Genomic DNA, 18621 nt, shown 5'->3' with positions numbered 1-18621 from the left:
CGGAGGTTTGGCGCCTAGCGCGCGCCGCGCCGCCTGAGCTGATCAAAATAGACGATCACGATGATCAGGACGCCGGTAATGATGCGCTGCCAGAACGAATTGACGTTGAGCAGGTTGGCGCCGTTGTTGATCGTGGCGAGGATGAAGGCGCCGAGCAGCGGGCCGTGCACCGAGCCGACCGCGCCGAAGAGGCTGGTGCCGCCGATGACCGAGGAGGCGATCGCCTGCAGCTCCCAGCCTTCGGCTTGAGTGGCATTGCCGATGCCGATGCGAGAGGCCAGCAGCAGGCCGACGAAGGCCGCACAGGTGGAGGACAGGATATAGGCGAGATAGATGGTGCGATGCACGTTGACGCCGGAAAGGCGTGCCGCCTCGCTGTTGGAACCGACGGCGAAGAGATAGCGGCCGAAGCGGCTCAAGTGCAGGAAGACATAGGCCGGGATCGCCACCACGATCACCATCCAGAACAGGCTGGGCACGCCGAGGAAGTCGGCGCGGGAGAAATTGGTGAAGGCCTCGTTGGTGATCGAAATCGTCGAGCCGTTGGTGATGAGCAGCCCGATGCCGCGCAGCGAGGTCAGGGTCGCCAGCGTGATGATGAATGGCGGCAGACCCATGCGGACGATACCGAAGGCGTGGAAGCCGCCGATCAGCACGCCGAAGGCGAGCGTCAGGATGATGGCGATCCAGAGCGGCACGCCGGCGGCGAGCAGCCAGGCGACGATCACGCTGGTAAAGCCGACGACGGCACCGACGGAGAGATCGATGCCGGCGGTGATGATGACGAAGGTCTGGCCGACGGCAAGGATCGCCGTCATGGCGCCCTGACGCAACAGGTTGCTGATGTTGTTGGGCGTCCAGAAACTGTTGGTGGCCAGCCCCAGGAGCAGCCAAAGGAAAAGCAGAAGCCCGAGAAGCGTGAGGCCGAACAGGATGCTCACGCCTTTCCTCGGCGCCGGGCCCGTTCCGCTATCGACCATTTCAGCACTCATCGTCGTCCTCCCTGCTTCCCCTTGATTGTCACTGCCGCGATCAGACACCAATCGCCTGCGTCAGCACTTCCTCGTGGCTCGCCGCTCGATAGTCGTGGCTGGCGACCAGCCGCCCCCGCCGGAACACGTGCAGGCGATCGGACAGCTCGTAGACTTCAGGCAGGTAGGAGGAGATCAGGATGATCCCCGCTCCCTTCTCCAGAAGCCGAGCGAACAGCCGGTAGATTTCCGCCTTGGTACCGACATCGACGCCGACCGTCGGCTCGTCGAAGATGAAAAGTTTGGCGCCGTGGCTCAGCCACTTGCCGATGACGATCTTCTGCTGGTTGCCGCCGGACATCGCCGAGACAAGCACGCGGCGCGATGGCGTCTTGATCTTCAAATCCCTGATCTGCCGATCCGCATTCTCGATTTCCTTCTGACGGTTGATCGTCAGCCCGCGCGTCAGCCGACTGAAGACCGGCAGGTTGATGTTGAGGCCGATCGGCAGGTTGAGGCAGAGCCCCTGATCGCGTCGGCTTTCCGGCGCCAACGCTATGCCGAGATCCATCGCCGTCCGCTCGTTGGCGATATTCACCTTGCGTCCCTGCCAGTAAACCTCGCCCGCGGTCGAGGCATGGCGGCCATAGAGGCCTAGCGCGAATTCGCTGCGGCCGGCACCGATCAAACCATAGAGGCCGACGATCTCGCCGGCGCGAACGTTAAGCGACACATCCTCGAAGCCGGGGCCACTCAAGCCCCGGGTCTCGACGATCACTTCGCCGGCCGGAAAATGTTCCTTGTGGTAGATCTGCTCGATGGTGCGATTGATCATCAGGGTGATCAGTTCGGCGTCATTGGTCTCGCCGATCTTTCGCGTGCCGACATGGGTGCCGTCGCGCAGCACCGAGACACGATCGGCAAGTTCGAAGACTTCCTCCATGCGGTGGCTGATATAGACGATCGTCACACCCTCGCCCTGTAGCCGGCGAATGAGCCGGAACAGCTGCGCGGATTCCTGACGGGTCAGATAGGCGGTCGGCTCGTCGAAGATCAGAAACTGGGTGCCGCGCATGGCGGCGCGGGCGGTCGCGACCAGTTGCTGCTGGCCGATCGTCAGGCTGCCGAGCGCCGCTGCGGCCGGCAGGTTGAAACCGAGATCGTCGAGGACACTCTGGGCCGCCTCGGTCATGGCGCGCTTGCGCATCAGCCCGGCGCTATTGATCTCGTCGCCGAGGAACATGTTGGCGGCCACGCTTAAGTGCGGGCAAAGCACCACCTCCTGATGCACGGCGTTGATGCCGCGGGCGATCGCCTCATGCGGATTGTCGAGCTGGACCGACTTGCCGCACCAATAGACTTCGCCGGAGGTGCGCCGGATCACGCCGGTCAGAAGTTTGATCAGCGTCGATTTGCCGGCACCATTTTCGCCGACGATCGCGTGAATCTCCCCGGACAGGAATGTGATGGAGGCAGGCTTCAGAGCTTCGACAGCGCCGTACTTCTTCTGCAGCGCGCGCATTTCCAGGATCGGCTCGCCCTTCGGCACGGGGTGGCGGGCAGCCGTCTTCAAACCGCCGCTCTTGATATCACTGACCTCATCGAGACCTGGCATCTGCGCATTCCTCCCAATCGCACAGACTGCCAGCGGCCGGCCCTCGTAGCCGGCCGCTGGCAACCGTATTCTCGGCGGCAGGCGAAGCTCGCGCCTGCCGCCGATTGCCGTTAGTTCACTTTCGGGTTGAGCAGAGCGTCGATCTTCGGCTCAGCCATGTTGGCCTTGGTCACCAGATTGGCGCCGGTATCGACGTTGGCCTCGACCTTCTCCTTCTTCGAGACCGCAAGCGCCGTCTTCACGCCATCATAGCCCATGCGATAGGGGTCCTGGACGACCAGGCCCGCGAGCACGCCTTCCTTGAGGAAGCCGACGGTCTTCTCGTCGCTGTCGAAGCCGATCACCTTGATCTTGTCGCCGAGCTTGTTTTCGGCAATCGCCTGGCCGACGCCCTGCGCCATGATCAGGTTGGAGGCAAAGACGCCGACGAGGTTCGGATTGGCGGTGATCAGGTCGGTCATCATGTTGAGGCCGGTGGTCGCCTGGCCATCGGCATATTTGTCGGCCACGACCTTGAAGCCCGGATATTTCGTCTTGATCTGGTCGAGGAAGCCTTCACGGCGCTGATCGAGCGAACCGACGCCCGGCAGGCTGGTGATGATGGCGATCTCGCCTTCTTCCTTGCCGGACATTTCCTTGATCGCTGCGGCGAGACCACCAGCGGCGATCCTGCCACCCTGAACGTTATCGGTCGTCAGGAACGAGGAGAAGGCCTTGGAATCGGCACCTGAGTCGATGCCGATGATCGGAACCGCTTTGGCAGCTTCGTCGATCGGCTTGCCAAGCGCCTTGAACTCGGTCGGCGAGATCACGACGGCAACCGGAGAACCGGCAACAGCATTTTCGAGAATGCTGATCTGGCCGTTGATATCGGATTCGGACTGGGCGCCAAGCTCGGGAACGTTGACGCCGAGGTCCTTGCCGGCCGCGCGTGCGCCGGCCAGCACGATCTGCCAGTAGAAGGACGTGGTATCCTTGACGATGATCGGGATGGTTACATCCTGCGCGAAGGACGCGACAGGCGCCATGGTGGCGATCATCGCCGCGCCGGCCAGGGCGGTGAAGGCACGACGGGAAAGAATGTGCTTGGTTATGCTCATTGGGTTTCTCCTCTCAGTGCACCTCGTTCCACCTTATGGAGATCGATTCGCCAGGTGCTTACAAATCGATCTTTTATAGATAAAAAACATATTGGAACGCTAATACAACACTCTCCGCTTTGCAAGCAGTCGTTGCTGCGAATTGCGTGACTGCACTGTCTGCTCCGACAACGCGTTTCGGCACGTGAAATTCGGGGCTCAGTCCGAAAAAGCACCAGCCCCGCATCCTCAAGCATCAAGCCCGGACCGCCTCCGATCCAAGCTCTGGCGCCACAAGCGTGTAAGGCTCGAAGGCGGAGAAATCGTCCGTCGACATTCGGTGCCGCAGCGCGTCCATGTTGCGCTTCAGGCTCTCCGGTTTCGCCGTCCCGAGCAGGACCGAGGCAACCACCGGATTGTCGAGTGGAAACTGCATGGCGGCAGCGGCCAGCGGCACACCACGCTCTCGGGCAATGCGCTCCATCGCGCCGACCTTGTCGCGCACCTCAGCGCTGGCGGGCATGTAGTCGAAATGCGCGCCAGCGACCGGGCCGGTCGCAAGGATGCCTGAATTGAACACGCCGCCGACGACCAGCGACGTCTTCTTCATCTCGCAGAGCGGCAGGAGCTCTGAGACGGCGGAACGGTCAAGCAGCGTATAGCGCCCCGCAAGCAGAATACAGTCGATGTCGGCGCGGCGCATCACCTCCAGGCAAACCGGGACTTCGTTGACCCCGAGCCCGTAGGCCGCGATCACGCCGCCGGCCTTCAGTTCCTCCAGCGCCTTGAGGCCGGAATCCAGAAGCTGCCTGAGATAGACGGCATTGCGGGCGGCGCCGTGGGTGTAGACGCCGATATCGTGGACATAGAGGATATCGATACGGTTGAGGCCGAGGCGCGCATAGCTGAATTCCACCGAGCGCATGATGGCATCGTAGCTGTAGTCGTAACGCACGTCGAAGTTCAGCGGCTTGACGTAGGAATAGTCCGGCACCTCACCTTCCGGCACGGGATGCAGCAGCCGTCCGACCTTGGTGGACAGCACAAAACTGTCGCGCGGCCTGTCGCGCAGGAAGTCGCCGACCCGCCGCTCGGCAAGACCAAGCCCGTAATAGGGCGCAACGTCGAAGTAGCGCAAGCCGGTAGCCCATGCAGCGTCCAGCGTCTCCATCGCCGCTTCGCGCGTGCATTCGCGGTAGAGCCCGCCAAGGCCGGCCGCGCCGAAGCTGTATTCGGTCACCGACAGGTCGGTCCGGCCGATCTTTCTCGTCTGCATTCCCTGTCTCCTCCCCCTGGGGATGCGCAACGTCACATCGTCAGAGTGTCGCCCCGAGATGCCAGGGCACGAATTCGTTGTCGCCGTAACCGAAAAGCTCGCTCTTGGTCTTCTTTCCCGAAGCGGTATCGATGATGAGATCGAAGATCTCGCGCCCAAGGCTGGCGATGGTCGCGTCCCCGGATGCGATCACACCGCAATCGATGTCCATGTCTTCTTCCATCGCCCGGAAAAGCGCGGTGTTGCTGGTCAGCTTGATCGACGGTGCGGGCCGACAGCCGAAACAGCTGCCGCGGCCGGTGGTAAAGGCGATCACATTGGCGCCGCCGGCCACCTGGCCGGTCGCCGAGACCGGATCGTAGCCGGGCGTATCCATGAAGACGAGCCCGTGTTCGGTAACGCGCTCGGCATAGCCATAAACCGCATTGAGCGGCGAGCGCCCGCCCTTGGCGACCGCGCCCAGCGACTTCTCCAGAATCGTGGTGAGGCCGCCGCGCTTGTTGCCCGGCGAAGGATTGTTGTCGAGCGAGGCGCCATGCAGCGCGACGTAGTTTTCCCACCAGGCGATCAGTCCGTCGAGCTTTGCAGCGACCGCCTCGCTGGCGGCGCGGCTCCGCAACAGATGTTCGGCGCCGTAGATTTCCGAGGTCTCCGACAGGATGGCGGTGCCGCCGGCAGCCGCCAGAATATCCACCGCCGCTCCCAGCGCCGGGTTGGCGGTGATGCCCGACAGTCCGTCGGAGCCGCCGCATTGTAGGCCGACGATGATCTCGCTGACCGGTATCGCCACGCGACGTTGCCTGCCGACTTCCTCGGCAATTTCATCGAGGATGCCGAGCGCGCGCTCCACCGAGCGTCGGGAGCCGCCGGCCTCCTGAATGTTGAAGTGACGCTTTTCCTGCCCCGCGCCGCTCTGTCCGTATAGTGTCAGCTGGTTGACCTCGCAACCGAGCCCGACCATCAGCACGCCGCCGAAATTGACATGCCTGGCGTAGCCGGCCAGGGTTCGGTGCAGGTTCATCATCCCGTCGCCGGTCGAAGACATGCCGCAGCCCTGATCGTGGACGATCGGGACAAAGCCGTCGATGCCATCATATTTCGGCAGGATGCGCCTGTTGGCCTCCTCGGCGATGGCCCGACAGACGGTGGTGGAACAGTTCACGCTGGCAATGATGCCGATGTAGTTGCGCGTCGCCGCCCGTCCGTCTCCGCGCCGATAGCCCATGAAGGTGCGCGCCCTGTCGGCAGCGCTCGCCTCTTCCGGCGCACCTTGCGGGCTGGTGGCCAGGCGATCCTGATCGAAGGAGAGGTTGTGGGAGTGGACATGCTCGCCGGCTTCTATGTCGCTGGTCGCGCGTCCGATCGCCTGGGCATATTTGACCACGGGATCGCCCGCATGGATCGGCCGTATGGCGACCTTGTGCCCGGGATCGATCTTCGTGGCGGCGCGAATGCCGCCCGGCAGGGCCTCGCCGGCAGCGATTGCCAGCGTCGCCACGACCACATTGTCCTCAGGCGCCAGCAGGATTGAAGACGGCACAGACACTCTGAATTTCTCCGTGAAAGCTTCTGCGATTTCGAGAGGGGTCTATTTGTCTTTTATCCACAATAGACAGATTGCCGTCAATGGGTATTATGCATCGAGGCAAGTGTCGGACGGACGAAGCGCGCCGCGGCCACGGTGGCAACAGGGGAGAAACGTCATGATTTTCGTGCGAGAGGCGAAGACAAGCGCCCGCCGGCAGGCTAGATCGGCGGGCGACGAAAGCTGATCGGATCGGCGGCTCGTCGCCCGTGCAACCCCAACCGCCCGGATCCTGGCAATGGCAAAGCAAAACACCGTCTTCAAGGATGCCTATAACCGCTGCCTGAAAGTGCTGGCTGAGACATCCTCCCTGCCCTCCGAGCCGGAGCTGGGCCAGGTGCTTGGCGTCAGCCGGACGACGGTGCGCGCCATTCTCGGCCGCTTCGAAGAGGCGAAGCTGATCACCTGGGACAAACGCAAGAAGATCGTACTGCGCCAGCCGCAGCCGGAGGATTATTTCCCGACGGAAGAAACGGATTCGCTCGCTGAGATCATCGAGCGCAGCTTCATGCGCCGGATTCTGGCCGGCGGAGCCGAGCCGGGCATGCAGATCAACGAACTGGAACTGGCGCGCGAGATCGGCACCGGCACCACAAGCGTGCGGGAGTTTTTGATCCGCTTCAGCCGCTTCGGGCTCATCGAGAAGCGACCGAACAGCCACTGGATCCTCAAAGGTTTCACCCGTGAGTTTGCGCTGGAGCTGACCGAGGTCCGCGAGATGTTCGAGCTTCGCTCGGCCGCAAGCTTCGTTGCGCTGCCGGACAGCCATTCGGCCTGGCAGGAGCTGAACAAGATCGAGGCGCTGCACCGCGAGATCCTGGCCGACATCGACAACCGCTACCAGGAATTCTCCGAGCTCGACGAGCGCTTCCACCTCTTGGTGCACAAGTCGTCGAGCAATCGTTTCATCGTCGATTTCTACGACGTCATCTCGATCGTGTTCCACTACCACTACCAATGGAACAAGACCAACGCGCGGCAGCGAAACGCGCGCGCGCTGGAAGAGCATCTTGCCTATATCGAAGCGCTCAGGTCACACGATCCCAAACGCGCCGAGGAAGCCTGCCGACGACATCTGCGCTCGGCACGCGAGACCTTGCTGCAATCCATTCCATAGCCAGCTAACTGGACCGCGACATGAAGACACCGTTTGTGCAGTTTGGAACGAGCCGCTTTCTTCAGGCGCATGCCGATCTCTTCATCAGCGAGGCGCTGGACCGGCAGGCGGCCCCCGGGCAAATCACCGTGGTTCAGACGACAGGCTCGACCGAGCGGGTAGGACGTCTGGCGGCATTGACGCAGCCCGGCGGCTATCCGGTGGCGATCCGCGGGCTTTGCGACGGCAGGCCGGTGGACAGGGTCGAGCGGGTCACCAGCGTCGCCCGCGCGCTGTCGACGAGTGACAACTGGGATGCTGTTTGCAACATCGTGGCGGACGAGGCCGAGTTCCTGATCTCGAATACCGGCGATACCGGCTACGACATCTCCGGAGACGACCTGTCGGTGCGGGTGCCGTTGTCGTTTCCCGGTAAACTTCTGCTGCTTCTGAAAGCCCGTTTCGATGCCGGCGGCAAACCGCTTACCATCCTTCCCTGTGAACTGGTGTCGCGCAATGGCGACGTGCTCAAAGCCATCGTGCTGGAGCTCGCGGGGGAGCGGCTGGGCGAGCGGCAATTTTCAAATTGGCTGGCAAACGAGATAGTCTGGGCCAATACGCTGGTCGACCGGATCGTCTCGGAACCGATCGAGCCGGCCGGCGCCGTGGCCGAGCCCTACGCGCTATGGGCGATCGAGAGACAACCGGGGCTGAAAACGCCTTGCGAGCATGAATGCGTGCTGATGGTCGACGACCTGACGCCCTACGAAAAATTGAAACTCTATATCCTCAATCTCGGCCACACGGTGCTCGCAGACATCTGGCTCAGGCAGGCGCGCGACCCCGGCGAAACGGTCCGGCAGATCCTTAGCGATACGGAGATTGCCGGGCGACTCGAAGATATCTACGGCCAAGAAGTCGTGCCTGCCTTCGCCGCCAACGGTCTCGGACAACAGGCGAGCGCCTATGTCGCGACGACGCTCGACCGTTTCCGAAATCCGTTCCTTGACCATCGGCTCAGCGATATCGCCAACCATCACCCTGAAAAAATCGTGCGACGGATTGCCGACTTCCGCCGCTGGAGCCCAAGCGTTGCCATGCCGACGCTGGGCGCGATCTGCGATCAGTAGCCGGATTCCAGCTTGCTGGCGTTGTGGCTTTCCTCGCCCAAAAATTCCTGACGCAGAGCCTGTGTTGCCCGGACGAGAGAGGTGACGTCGGTACCAACAGCCATGAAATCGGCGCCGAGATCGCGATAGTCGCGTGCCTGCGCGAGATCGAGCGTCATGATTCCGCACGCCTTTCCGGCCTTCTTAATGCGCGCGAAGGCGTCGATGACCGCCGCCCGCACCTCCGGACGCCCCGGGCTGCCGAGATAACCCATATCCGCGGCCAGATCCGATGGGCCGATAAACAGACCGTCGACGCCTTCAAGGGCGGCAATCTCGTCGATCGCCGCCAGGCCCGCACGGCTCTCGATCTGCAACAGGAGGCAGATCTGGTCGTTAGCGGTGTGGAGATAGTCGGCGATCCGGCCGAATTGCGATGCGCGCGCCAGTGCCGCGCCGACACCGCGGATCCCGTGCGGCGGGTAGCGGGTTGCGCGAACCAACTCTTTCGCCTGCTCGACGCTTTCAACCATCGGGATGAGCAGCGTCTGCACGCCGACATCGAGGATCTGCTTGATCAGCGCGGTCTCGCCGACGGGGAGGCGGACGATCGGGTGGCTGGCCGATGCCGCCACCGCCCGAAACTGGGCCGACAACAACGGCAGGTCGTTGGGCGCATGCTCGCCGTCGATCAACAGCCAGTCATAACCGCTGCCGGAGACCACCTCGGCCGCATAGGGGCTCGCCAGCGCGACCCACAGACCGAGCTGAAAGCGCTGCTCGCGAAGGGCGGTCTTGAAGGGGTTGGTCGGTGCCGGCATCGCGTCATCTCCTCTTTTTCACGACTGCAACCTCTGTACCGGCAAACAAAAAAACCGGCCAGAGATTTCCGGCCGGTTTCGCGATCAGATTGTATCAACGTGCAAATGCGTCAGGCAATGCCACCGAGGCAGACATATTTGATCTCGGTGAATTCCTCGATGCCGTATCTGGAGCCTTCGCGACCGAGACCCGAGAGCTTGACGCCGCCGAACGGCGCTTCCGCCGTGGAGATCAGCCCGGTGTTGACCCCGACCATGCCGTATTCCAGCGCCTCGGCCACGCGGAACACCCGCGCCAGGTCCTTGGCATAGAAATAGGAGGCCAATCCGAACTCGGTGTCGTTGGCCTGCTCGATGACATCGGCCTCATCCTTGAAGCGGAACAGCGGTGCCACCGGGCCGAAGGTTTCCTCGCGGGCCACTGCCATCGCCTGGGTGACATCGGCCAAAACCGTCGCCTCGAAGAAGGTGCCGCCGAGCGCATGGCGTTTGCCGCCCTGGATCACGCGAGCCCCCTTGGCAGTGGCATCGGCGATATGCTCTTCCACCTTCGCCAGCGCCGCCGTGTCGATCAGCGGGCCGAGGATGACGCCCTGGTCGAGACCATTGCCGATCTTCAGCTTGGCGACGGCCGCCGCCAGCTTGTCGGAGAAGGCGTCATAGACCTTGTCCTGTACGTAGATGCGGTTGGCGCAGACGCAGGTCTGGCCGTTGTTGCGGAACTTGGCGATCAGGGCGCCTTCGACCGCCGCATCGAGATCGGCATCGTCGAAGACGATGAACGGCGCGTTGCCGCCGAGTTCCAGGCCGAGCTTCTTGATCGTACCCGCACTCTGGCGATAGAGCTCGGCACCGACCTCCGTCGAGCCGGTAAAGGTCAGCTTGCGCACCACCGGGTTGGCGGTCATCTCCGCGCCGATTTCGCGGGCCGAGCCGGTGATGACGCTGAACAGGCCCTTGGGCAGGCCGGCGCGTTCGGCAAGAATCGCGATGGCAATTGCCGAGAACGGCGTCTGTGCCGCCGGCTTCAGCACCATGGCGCAGCCGGCGGCAAAGGCCGGACCCGCCTTGCGGGTGATCATCGCATTGGGGAAGTTCCACGGCGTGATCGCGGCGACGACGCCGATCGGCTGCTTCATCACCATGATGCGCTTGTCCGGCTGGTGGCCCGGGATCAGATCGCCATAGATGCGGCGGCCCTCTTCGGCGAACCATTCGACGAAGCTGGCGCCGTAGACGATTTCGCCGGTCGCCTCGGCAAGCGGCTTGCCCTGTTCGAGCGTGAGGATGCGGCCGAGATCGTCCTTGTTCTCGATCATCAGCTCGAACCAGCGGCGAAGCACGCCGGCGCGGTCCTTGGCGGTGCGGGCAGCCCAACCCTTCTGCGCCACACGCGCCGCTTCGATCGCAGCCTTCGTCTCCTTACCTCCAAGCTTCGGCACGCGCCCGACGAGTTCGCCCGTTGCCGGGTTCGTCACATCGATCGCATTGGCGGCATCCGCTTCGATCCATTCACCACCAATCAAGGCAGCCTGGCGAAACAATGATGGGTCTTTAAACGACATGATCCGTCCTCTCTCGAAATCTACAGAACTTATACAACTTTTTTCCTGAAAACAGCAATGACCCGCGCATCCATTTCTGCATTTTCTGCAGACCGGCTCGGGCACCGGGCGCGCTCGCATTTCCGTGCTTTCAATCCGGTTTCGTCGGCACCCGTCCTCATGTAGCGTCCGAAACGAATCGAACCATAGCGAGCCGGCGCAGCTCGTCGCGGATTTCACGACATTGTAGAAAAGAGGCATGTCCATGACGGCGACCGACAACAGAAAAGCCGACCATCCAATCGACGCAATCTTCCTGGAGCGCTGGTCGCCCCGCGCCTTCACCAACGAGGAGATAGCAGAGCGCGATCTGCTTTCCTTCTTCGAAGCGGCCCGGTGGGCGCCGTCTGCAAGCAACCGCCAGCCGTGGCGGTTCGTCTATGCCCGTCGCGGCACCGAACACTTTCCAGTGCTGCTCGATATCCTCGACGAAAGCAACCAGCGCTGGGCGAAGGACGCCGCCGCGTTGACGATCGTCATCTCGAGAACCCACAACCAAGCACAGAACGGCGAAATGCGCCCAGCCTATACCCACGCCTTCGACACCGGCTCAGCCTGGTATAGCCTTGCTTTGCAGGCATCGCTCGCAGGCTGGCATACCCATGGCATGGCGGGCATCGATCGCGACAAGGCGATGCGCTCCCTCAACGTTCCCGAATATCACCGGGTCGAAGCTGCGGTCGCGATCGGTCGGCGAGCCGACCCTTCGATGCTTCCTGATGACCTGCGCGCGCGCGAAGTACCAAGCCAGCGCAAGCCGGTCAGCGAATTCGCGTTCGAAGGACAATTCCAGGGCGAATAAACGGAAAATCCCGGTGCCTTGCGGCACCGGGATTCCAGATTTCGATGATATCCGAAAAGATCAGATGTCGAGGTTGGCGACGCTCAGCGCGTTTTCCTGGATGAAGTCGCGGCGCGGCTCGACCTCGTCGCCCATCAGGCGCGAGAACAATCCGTCCGCATCCGTCGCGTCTGCCACCCGGACCTGCAGCAGCGAGCGCACGTTCGGATCGAGCGTCGTTTCCCAGAGCTGCTCGGCATTCATCTCGCCAAGACCCTTGTAGCGCTGCATCGACAGACCCTTGCGGCCTGCCGCGAAGATCGCATCCAGAAGGGCGCGCGGGCCGCTGATGTCCTGCGTACCATCGCGGCGGCGAAGCACCGGAGGCGCGGAGTAGACCTCCTTGAGCTTCGACGTCAGCTGGTCGATATGGCGGGCGTCGGACGAGCCGATCAGCGCCATGTCAAGGATGGCGACTTCCTTGACGCCACGAACCATGCGTTCAAGCTTGAGACCGCCTTCGGCCGTCACCGTTCCGGTCCAGCCGCGTTCGGTCTCTTCGGCAATCACATCGAGCCTGCGGGCCACTTCGATCGCGACCTGTGCATATTGTTCGCGCTGGCCGTTCAGTTCGACGTTCAAGGCGCCGGCAATTGCTGCCTGCTCGACAATCGAGCGATTGTAGCGCGAATGCAGGCCATCCATCAGGTTACGCACGCGCAACGCATCGTTGATGACTTCGCGCAGGTCCTGGCCGGCGCGAACCTCGCCGGAGGCAAGCTCCAGCGTCGCTTCCTCGAGACCCATGGAGATCAGGTAGTCTTCCAGTGCCTGCTCGTTCTTCAGATACTGGGCGGACTTGCCGCGCGTCACCTTATAGAGCGGCGGCTGGGCAATATAGAGATGGCCACGCTCGATCAGTTCCGGCATCTGCCGGAAGAAGAAAGTGAGTAGCAGGGTACGGATGTGAGCGCCGTCGACGTCGGCGTCCGTCATGATGATGATCTTGTGGTAGCGCAGCTTGTCGGCGTTGAACTCGTCCTTGCCGATCGATGTGCCGAGCGCCGTGATCAGCGTGCCGATTTCCTGGCTCGAAAGCATCTTGTCGAAACGCGCGCGTTCGACGTTCAGGATCTTGCCGCGCAGCGGCAGGATCGCCTGGTTTTCGCGCGAACGTCCCTGCTTGGCCGAGCCGCCTGCCGAATCGCCCTCCACCAGGAAGACTTCGGACTTTGCCGGATCGCGTTCGGAGCAGTCCGCCAGCTTGCCCGGCAGCGAGGAGATGTCGAGCGCACCCTTGCGGCGCGTCAGCTCGCGCGCCTTGCGCGCCGCCTCGCGTGCGGCCGCCGCTTCGACGACCTTGCCGACAAGGATCTTGGCGTCGGAGGGATGCTCCTCCAGCCAGGTGCTCAAGGCTTCGTTGACGAGGCTTTCGACAACCGGACGGACTTCCGAGGAAACCAGCTTGTCCTTGGTCTGCGAAGAGAACTTCGGGTCCGGCACCTTGACGGAGAGAACGGCGGTCAGGCCTTCGCGGCAGTCGTCGCCGGTCAGGGTCACCTTTTCCTTCTTGGTGATGCCTGATGTTTCGCCATAGGACGTGATCTGCCGGGTCAGCGCGCCGCGGAAACCGGCCATGTGCGTGCCGCCATCGCGCTGCGGAATGTTGTTGGTGAAGCAGAGCACGTTCTCGTGGTAGCTGTCGTTCCACCACATCGCGACTTCGACGGTGATGCCGTCCTTTTCGCCGCGGATCGAAACCGGCTTTTGGACCAACGGCTTCTTGGCCCGGTCGAGATAGGCGACGAAGGCTTCGAGGCCGCCGTCATACATCATCTCGTCCTGGCGCACGTCCGAATGGCGCTTGTCGGTCAGGACGATGCGCACGCCGGAATTCAGGAAGGCGAGTTCGCGCAGGCGGTGTTCGAGCGTGCCGTAGTCGAAGTCCGTCTTGGTGAAGGTGTCCGTGCTCGGCAGGAACGTTACCTCGGTCCCGGTATCGGTGCCGGCTTCGCCGATCACCTTCAGCGGACCGTCAGCCACGCCGTGGGTGAAGCTCATTTCGTGGACCTTGCCGGCCCGGCGGATCTTCAATCGCAGCATGACGGAAAGCGCGTTGACCACCGAAACGCCAACGCCGTGCAGACCGCCCGAAACCTTGTAGGAATTCTGGTCGAACTTGCCGCCGGCGTGGAGCTGCGTCATGATGACCTCAGCCGCCGAGACGCCTTCTTCCTTGTGGATGTCGGTCGGGATGCCGCGGCCGTTGTCGGTTACCGTGACCGAACCATCGGCATTCAGCGTCACCGTGACGATATCGGCGTGGCCCGCCAGGGCCTCGTCGATCGCGTTATCGACCACCTCATACACCATGTGATGCAGACCGGAGCCGTCGTCGGTATCGCCGATATACATGCCCGGCCGCTTGCGTACGGCATCCAGGCCCTTCAACACCTTGATGGAGTCGGCACCATATTCGGCGGCGGCGCCGGTATCGGTTTCAGGAATATCGGTCATTCGGCTTCGGGTCTTTCCAGGTTCTTCGGACGTGGTGATTCGTTGCGAATCACGTCTCGGACGCCTCGCGGACTATAGAAAATTTGTCCACGGTTCCAAATCCCGGACCGCGCGCAGCGGCCGGAAAACAGCTGTTCATCCCCTGTCATTAGCAGGAAATGTGGCTTTTTCCAAAACATCTTCCAGGGCGCGGATCGTGTCGACGGACAAATCGCGGATTTGTCCGCTCAAGCGGTTGGCGAAGGCCGTGTGTTCCGGCGCCAGCCCGGACGTATCCAGCACGACTTTCGGCGCCGAGACATGGGCGATCTGGAACAATTCCTCGGCCTCGTCCCAGATGACGTTGAAATAGCCGGCCACCCTTTGCAGAAAATCGAAACTCGGCGCGCCGCGCTTTCCATGTTCAAGCGCCGAGAGATAGGCGGCCGACACGCCGATCGCTGCAGCCATCTGTTTCTGCGACACGCCCTTCTTGCGCCGCAACTCGCGCACCGCCGCGCCAAAAGGGGTCACGTCGCGCTCCCCTTGCTGCGCGCTAGGCGGACATAAAGCGCGCCATCGCCGCCGTGATTGCGCGCTGCGGGCTCGTAGCTTGAGATCAATGGCCGGAACTCCGGCAGCGAGAACCAGAGCGGCACGGCGCGCTTCAATGCGCCTTCGCTGCCGATCGACGTTCCCTTGCCGGTGATAACAAGAACGTGGCGCAGCCCGCGCTCATGCGCTCTGAGAAGAAAATGCAGAAGGAAGCCGTGTGCTTCACTCTGGATCATGCCGTGCAGGTCGATCCGCGCCTCCAGCGCCAGGTGCCCCTTCGACAGCTTGCGCTTGACGGGTTTTTCAAGCGGATAGTGGTGCCGGCCGTTCGAGGTCGTGCTGAGGGCAATTCCCTGCTGTTCGTCGGTACCACTGGCCGACGTGGCGGCTTGCGTCTTTTGCGGCTCATCCTTGGGCTCGGCTGGAACATCCTCGCCGAGAAATTCCCTGAGATCATCGAGGCGGCCGGGCATTGGCCTGGTCGTGCGCGCAACCTTTCCCCATAGAATCCGCTCTTCCGCCGAAAGCTTCTTGCCCCTAGCCATTGCCGTATCTTGCCGCAGCCGCGCGAGGAACGAAGATGTAGAAATCGGCTTCGTTGCGAACCGCACCCGCAAGCTCGCCGGCCGTGTCGCCGGATCCGGTGAAGATGTCGCCACGGGCCGGGCCGACGATGGCCGACCCCGTGTCGAGCGCCAGCATCAGGCGTCGAAACGGCCGCCCGGCATCAAGCCGCGTCAGGCTCTCGCTCGAGATAAAAAAAGGCACGCCGAAGGTATGGATCAGCCGATCGACGGCTAGCGACCGGCCCGGCTCCAGAGAAACCTTGGCGGCAGCGACCGGCCCGAGCCGTTCGTCCTCGACTTCCGCCTCGCGGAAGAAGATGAAGGAGCGATTGTGCCAAAGGACCTCGTCGACCTCATCCGGATTGGCCGCGAGCCAGTCCCGGATGCTCATCATCGAGACGGTCGAGGCATCGATCTCGCCGCGATCGATCAGCAGCTTTCCGATCGGGGAAAAATAGTGGCCGGTCTTGGCGGCATAGGTGATACGCCGGCGCGAACCATCGGGATAGACGAGCCGGGCAGCGCCCTGGACGTGGACGAAGAACACGTCGACCTTCGATCTGGCATAGGCGATCTCCAGACCCCGCCCCGCCAGAAAGCCCTGCTCGATCGCGCGGCGGTCCGGATACTCGCCGACCACGCCATCATGCAGCCGACCAAAGGCAAAATAGGGATCCATATCTGTCGGCCGGTTGGTGTCGTCGACATCGACGAGATCGATCGGGCGCCGGTAGATCGGGTATCGGAAGATGTCGTCCGGTTTCGCCTGGACTTCGATCTCGGGTTCATAGAACGCCGTCACGAAACCGGTTTTGCCAGTTTCGGGCCAGATTCTGAAGGCGACGAATTGTTGCTCGAAAAACGCACGCGCCGCAGTTGCGTCGGCGACGTCTGCGCTTGCAGCCGAAAGCGCCGGCATCAAGTCATTGACCGAAATGCCAAGCGAGCCGGTGCGATAAGGTTTTGCGGTCGAGACATGGTGATGACAGCGGCGCAGCGCTTCAATCACCGCGGTCGGATCGTCGTCCTGCCACCCCGGCAAGTCTGAGAAGGTGACAGGCTCAAGTCGAAGCGTCATGGTCGCCCCTTCCGATCAGTTTTCGGATTCGGTAGCGATCAGCTTCCAGTTCGGATCACGCGAGCGAATGTCGCGCGAGAAAGTCCAGAGATCGTTGACTTCGGCCACCGACTCTGCGTCTCCATCGATGATGGCGCCCTGCTTGTCGTAGGTCGCCGAGATCAACTGGCTGACGATCCGGACTGTGATGTTCTCTTCGCTGTCCTTGACTTCGGCGTGGACGATATCGGCCTTCTCGATGCCGACGAAGGTGGATTTCACCACTTCGCCCTTGCGTTCGCGCTCGGCAATCGCGGCATCGAAGCCTTCGTAGACTTCCCGCGACAGCAGGTTCTTCAACGTCTTGCGGTCGCCGTCGGCGAAAGCCATGACGATCATCTCGTAGGCCATCTTCGCCCCGTTGACGAACTCCTTCGGGTCGAAGCCTGCGTCGGCGTCGGTCAGCGAGCGGAGCTGATCGTTGAGCGGCGTCCCGGCCTTTGCGAAGTCGTCGATCGCTGCATAGCGGACCGCATCGTCCTCGGCATTGTCGCGGCGCGGCAGCTGGACGACCTTGCCATTGTCGGCCTTTTCAGGCCCCTGGCTCATGTCCCTCGGAGAATAGGGATCAAACGGCGGCCGTTCGCTGCCGGTCCGGCGACCGAGAACGCTGCGCAACTGCAGGAAGATGACCACTGCGGCGATCAAGAAAAAAAACGTGATGAAGTCGAAAGAGCCCATTTCCACCCGAAACCGCTGTTAGAATTTCTCGTAGCTATTCCATATAGTCCGCAAGGATAGATCATTCAAACCGCGTTGTCGCACCCTTAGATCGGAGGTGACGATGCGACGACCCTTTCAGGCACCGCCAATGCGTTCAATGTTAATTCCCCTGGTCATTCTTGGACTGCCCCTTGCCGAGATTGCCGGCTTCGTCATCGTCGGCCGCGAGATCGGGCTGGCCATGACGCTGCTGCTCGTTCTGTTGAGCGCGATTGCCGGGGTCGTGCTGCTTCGCCTTCAGGGTTTCGCCGTCATCAGGCGCGTGCAGGAAGCAACGCGCAGCGGCAGTGATCCTGGCCGCGAGGTCCTCGGCGGCGCCTTGATGTTCGTCGCAGCCCTTTTGTTGATGGTGCCCGGCTTCATCAGCGACATCTTTGGTCTGCTTCTGTTTGTGCCGCCTGTCAGGCACGCCGTGGCCGGCTATTTGAGATCGAGAATGACTGTTGTGACGGCCGCGTCGAGCCAGTCCTGGCGCGGACCAGGCCAAACGCCGCAGGAGCGCGCCCAACCGCGCGTCATCGACCTTGGCGAAGGCGAGTTCTCGAGGACCGATGACGACGAACCCAACCCGTCCGAAGAGCGCCGTCGGCAATAGCAAGGGCCTGTGGCGCAGGGTTGTAAGCCCTATGACGAAATGCTAGATGGCCTCACCGAATTGAAGTCGAGGAAACCCTTATGACGACTGATACCGCATCCAACGGCAACGGCAGCGCGCAGCAGAGCCCGTCGCTCAACATCCTCGCCCAGTATGTCAAGGATCTCTCCTTCGAGAACCCGGGCGCACCGCGTTCGCTGCAGGCGCGTGACAATGCCCCGTCGATCAACATCAACGTCAACGTCAACGCGAACCCGCTCGCAGAGTCCGATTTTGACGTCGTGCTCTCGCTGAACGCGGAAGCCAAAGACGGCGAACGCGTCCTGTTCAACGTCGAGCTCTCCTATGGTGGCGTTTTCCGTGTTGCCGGCTTCCCGCAGGAACACATGCTGCCGCTGCTCTTCATCGAGTGCCCGCGCCTGCTGTTCCCGTTCGCTCGCCAGATCGTCGCCGACGCGACCCGCAACGGCGGTTTCCCGCCGCTGATGATCGACCCGATCGATTTCGCTCAGATGTTCGCCCAACGCATGGCCGAAGAAAAGGTCCGCGCTCAGGTGGCAAACACCAGCGAGACCGCCAACTGATTTCTGTTCAGACTGGATCGCATTCAGGAAAAAGCCCGGTCGAGCCGG

17 protein-coding genes are annotated in these 18621 nt (G+C 62.3%); 5 read left to right on the top strand and 12 right to left on the bottom strand.

Going from position 1 to position 18621, the window contains the following annotated elements; genetic code table 11:
• Positions 1-14: 14 nt before the first annotated feature.
• The 5 genes from BC363_RS14240 to BC363_RS14220 all read right to left on the bottom strand — a co-directional run bounded on the left by BC363_RS14240 (position 15) and on the right by BC363_RS14220 (position 6487).
• Positions 15-992, bottom strand: a complete 978-nt coding sequence (locus BC363_RS14240) for an ABC transporter permease (protein ID WP_065781596.1) — start codon at positions 990-992, stop codon at positions 15-17.
• 40 nt (positions 993-1032) lie between these two features.
• Entirely contained in the window at positions 1033-2586 is a 1554-nt protein-coding gene (locus BC363_RS14235; RefSeq protein WP_065781595.1) for a sugar ABC transporter ATP-binding protein, read from the bottom strand.
• A gap of 110 nt (positions 2587-2696) precedes the next feature.
• On the bottom strand, positions 2697-3686 hold the full coding sequence (locus BC363_RS14230; RefSeq protein ID WP_065781594.1) for an ABC transporter substrate-binding protein: 990 nt from the start codon (positions 3684-3686) through the stop codon (positions 2697-2699).
• 235 nt (positions 3687-3921) lie between these two features.
• Positions 3922-4941, bottom strand: a complete 1020-nt coding sequence (locus BC363_RS14225) for an aldo/keto reductase (protein WP_065781593.1) — start codon at positions 4939-4941, stop codon at positions 3922-3924.
• A gap of 40 nt (positions 4942-4981) precedes the next feature.
• Positions 4982-6487: an altronate dehydratase family protein gene (locus BC363_RS14220; RefSeq protein ID WP_065781592.1), complete on the bottom strand. Its 1506-nt coding sequence runs from the start codon at positions 6485-6487 to the stop codon at positions 4982-4984.
• A gap of 277 nt (positions 6488-6764) precedes the next feature.
• On the opposite strand from BC363_RS14220, the gene BC363_RS14215 reads away from it, so the two are divergent.
• A complete protein-coding gene (locus tag BC363_RS14215; RefSeq protein ID WP_065781591.1) occupies positions 6765-7643 on the top strand; it encodes a GntR family transcriptional regulator in 879 nt (292 codons plus the stop codon).
• Positions 7644-7663: 20 nt separating this feature from the next.
• A complete protein-coding gene (locus tag BC363_RS14210; RefSeq protein ID WP_065781590.1) occupies positions 7664-8752 on the top strand; it encodes a D-mannonate oxidoreductase in 1089 nt (362 codons plus the stop codon).
• On the opposite strand, the gene hpaI is transcribed toward BC363_RS14210, so the two are convergent.
• Both hpaI and gabD read right to left on the bottom strand, forming a co-directional pair.
• A complete protein-coding gene (gene hpaI / locus BC363_RS14205; protein ID WP_065781589.1) occupies positions 8746-9552 on the bottom strand; it encodes a 4-hydroxy-2-oxoheptanedioate aldolase in 807 nt (268 codons plus the stop codon). The genes BC363_RS14210 and hpaI overlap by 7 nt on opposite strands.
• A gap of 110 nt (positions 9553-9662) precedes the next feature.
• On the bottom strand, positions 9663-11117 hold the full coding sequence (gene gabD / locus BC363_RS14200) for an NADP-dependent succinate-semialdehyde dehydrogenase (protein WP_065781588.1): 1455 nt from the start codon (positions 11115-11117) through the stop codon (positions 9663-9665).
• A 244-nt stretch (positions 11118-11361) separates the two neighbouring features.
• Here gabD and BC363_RS14195 point away from each other — a divergent pair, with 244 nt between their 5' ends.
• Positions 11362-11958 carry a nitroreductase family protein gene (locus BC363_RS14195; RefSeq protein WP_065781646.1) on the top strand — a complete coding sequence of 199 codons (597 nt, stop codon included), beginning with the start codon at positions 11362-11364 and terminating at the stop codon, positions 11956-11958.
• Between the two features lie 60 nt (positions 11959-12018).
• Here BC363_RS14195 and gyrB read toward each other — a convergent pair whose 3' ends face one another.
• From gyrB to BC363_RS14170, 5 genes are all read right to left on the bottom strand, one after another.
• Positions 12019-14454: a DNA topoisomerase (ATP-hydrolyzing) subunit B gene (gyrB, locus tag BC363_RS14190; RefSeq protein WP_065781587.1), complete on the bottom strand. Its 2436-nt coding sequence runs from the start codon at positions 14452-14454 to the stop codon at positions 12019-12021.
• Between the two features lie 135 nt (positions 14455-14589).
• Positions 14590-14967: a helix-turn-helix transcriptional regulator gene (locus BC363_RS14185; RefSeq protein ID WP_053251166.1), complete on the bottom strand. Its 378-nt coding sequence runs from the start codon at positions 14965-14967 to the stop codon at positions 14590-14592.
• Positions 14964-15533, bottom strand: a complete 570-nt coding sequence (locus BC363_RS14180; RefSeq protein ID WP_065781586.1) for a Smr/MutS family protein — start codon at positions 15531-15533, stop codon at positions 14964-14966. Before BC363_RS14180 ends, BC363_RS14185 begins: the two co-directional genes overlap by 4 nt.
• The gene (locus BC363_RS14175; protein WP_065781585.1) at positions 15526-16632 is read right to left on the bottom strand and encodes a murein transglycosylase A; all 1107 of its coding nucleotides are present in this window, start codon (positions 16630-16632) and stop codon (positions 15526-15528) included. Before BC363_RS14175 ends, BC363_RS14180 begins: the two co-directional genes overlap by 8 nt.
• A 15-nt stretch (positions 16633-16647) precedes the next feature.
• On the bottom strand, positions 16648-17352 hold the full coding sequence (locus BC363_RS14170; protein ID WP_065781584.1) for a Tim44/TimA family putative adaptor protein: 705 nt from the start codon (positions 17350-17352) through the stop codon (positions 16648-16650).
• Positions 17353-17482: 130 nt separating this feature from the next.
• Here BC363_RS14170 and BC363_RS14165 point away from each other — a divergent pair, with 130 nt between their 5' ends.
• Positions 17483-17989 (top strand): FxsA family protein, encoded by a 507-nt coding sequence (locus BC363_RS14165; RefSeq protein WP_065781583.1) that lies wholly within the window; start codon positions 17483-17485, stop codon positions 17987-17989.
• A gap of 80 nt (positions 17990-18069) precedes the next feature.
• On the top strand, positions 18070-18573 hold the full coding sequence (gene secB, locus BC363_RS14160) for a protein-export chaperone SecB (protein WP_065781582.1): 504 nt from the start codon (positions 18070-18072) through the stop codon (positions 18571-18573).
• The last annotated feature ends 48 nt before the right edge of the window (positions 18574-18621 follow it).

Source organism: Ensifer sp. LC384 (assembly GCF_001695865.1).
In the GTDB taxonomy this organism is placed as follows: Bacteria; Pseudomonadota; Alphaproteobacteria; order Rhizobiales; family Rhizobiaceae; genus Ensifer.
The sequence above is the reverse complement of the archived record's forward strand: the minus strand, read 5'-3'. Positions and strand labels throughout refer to the sequence as shown.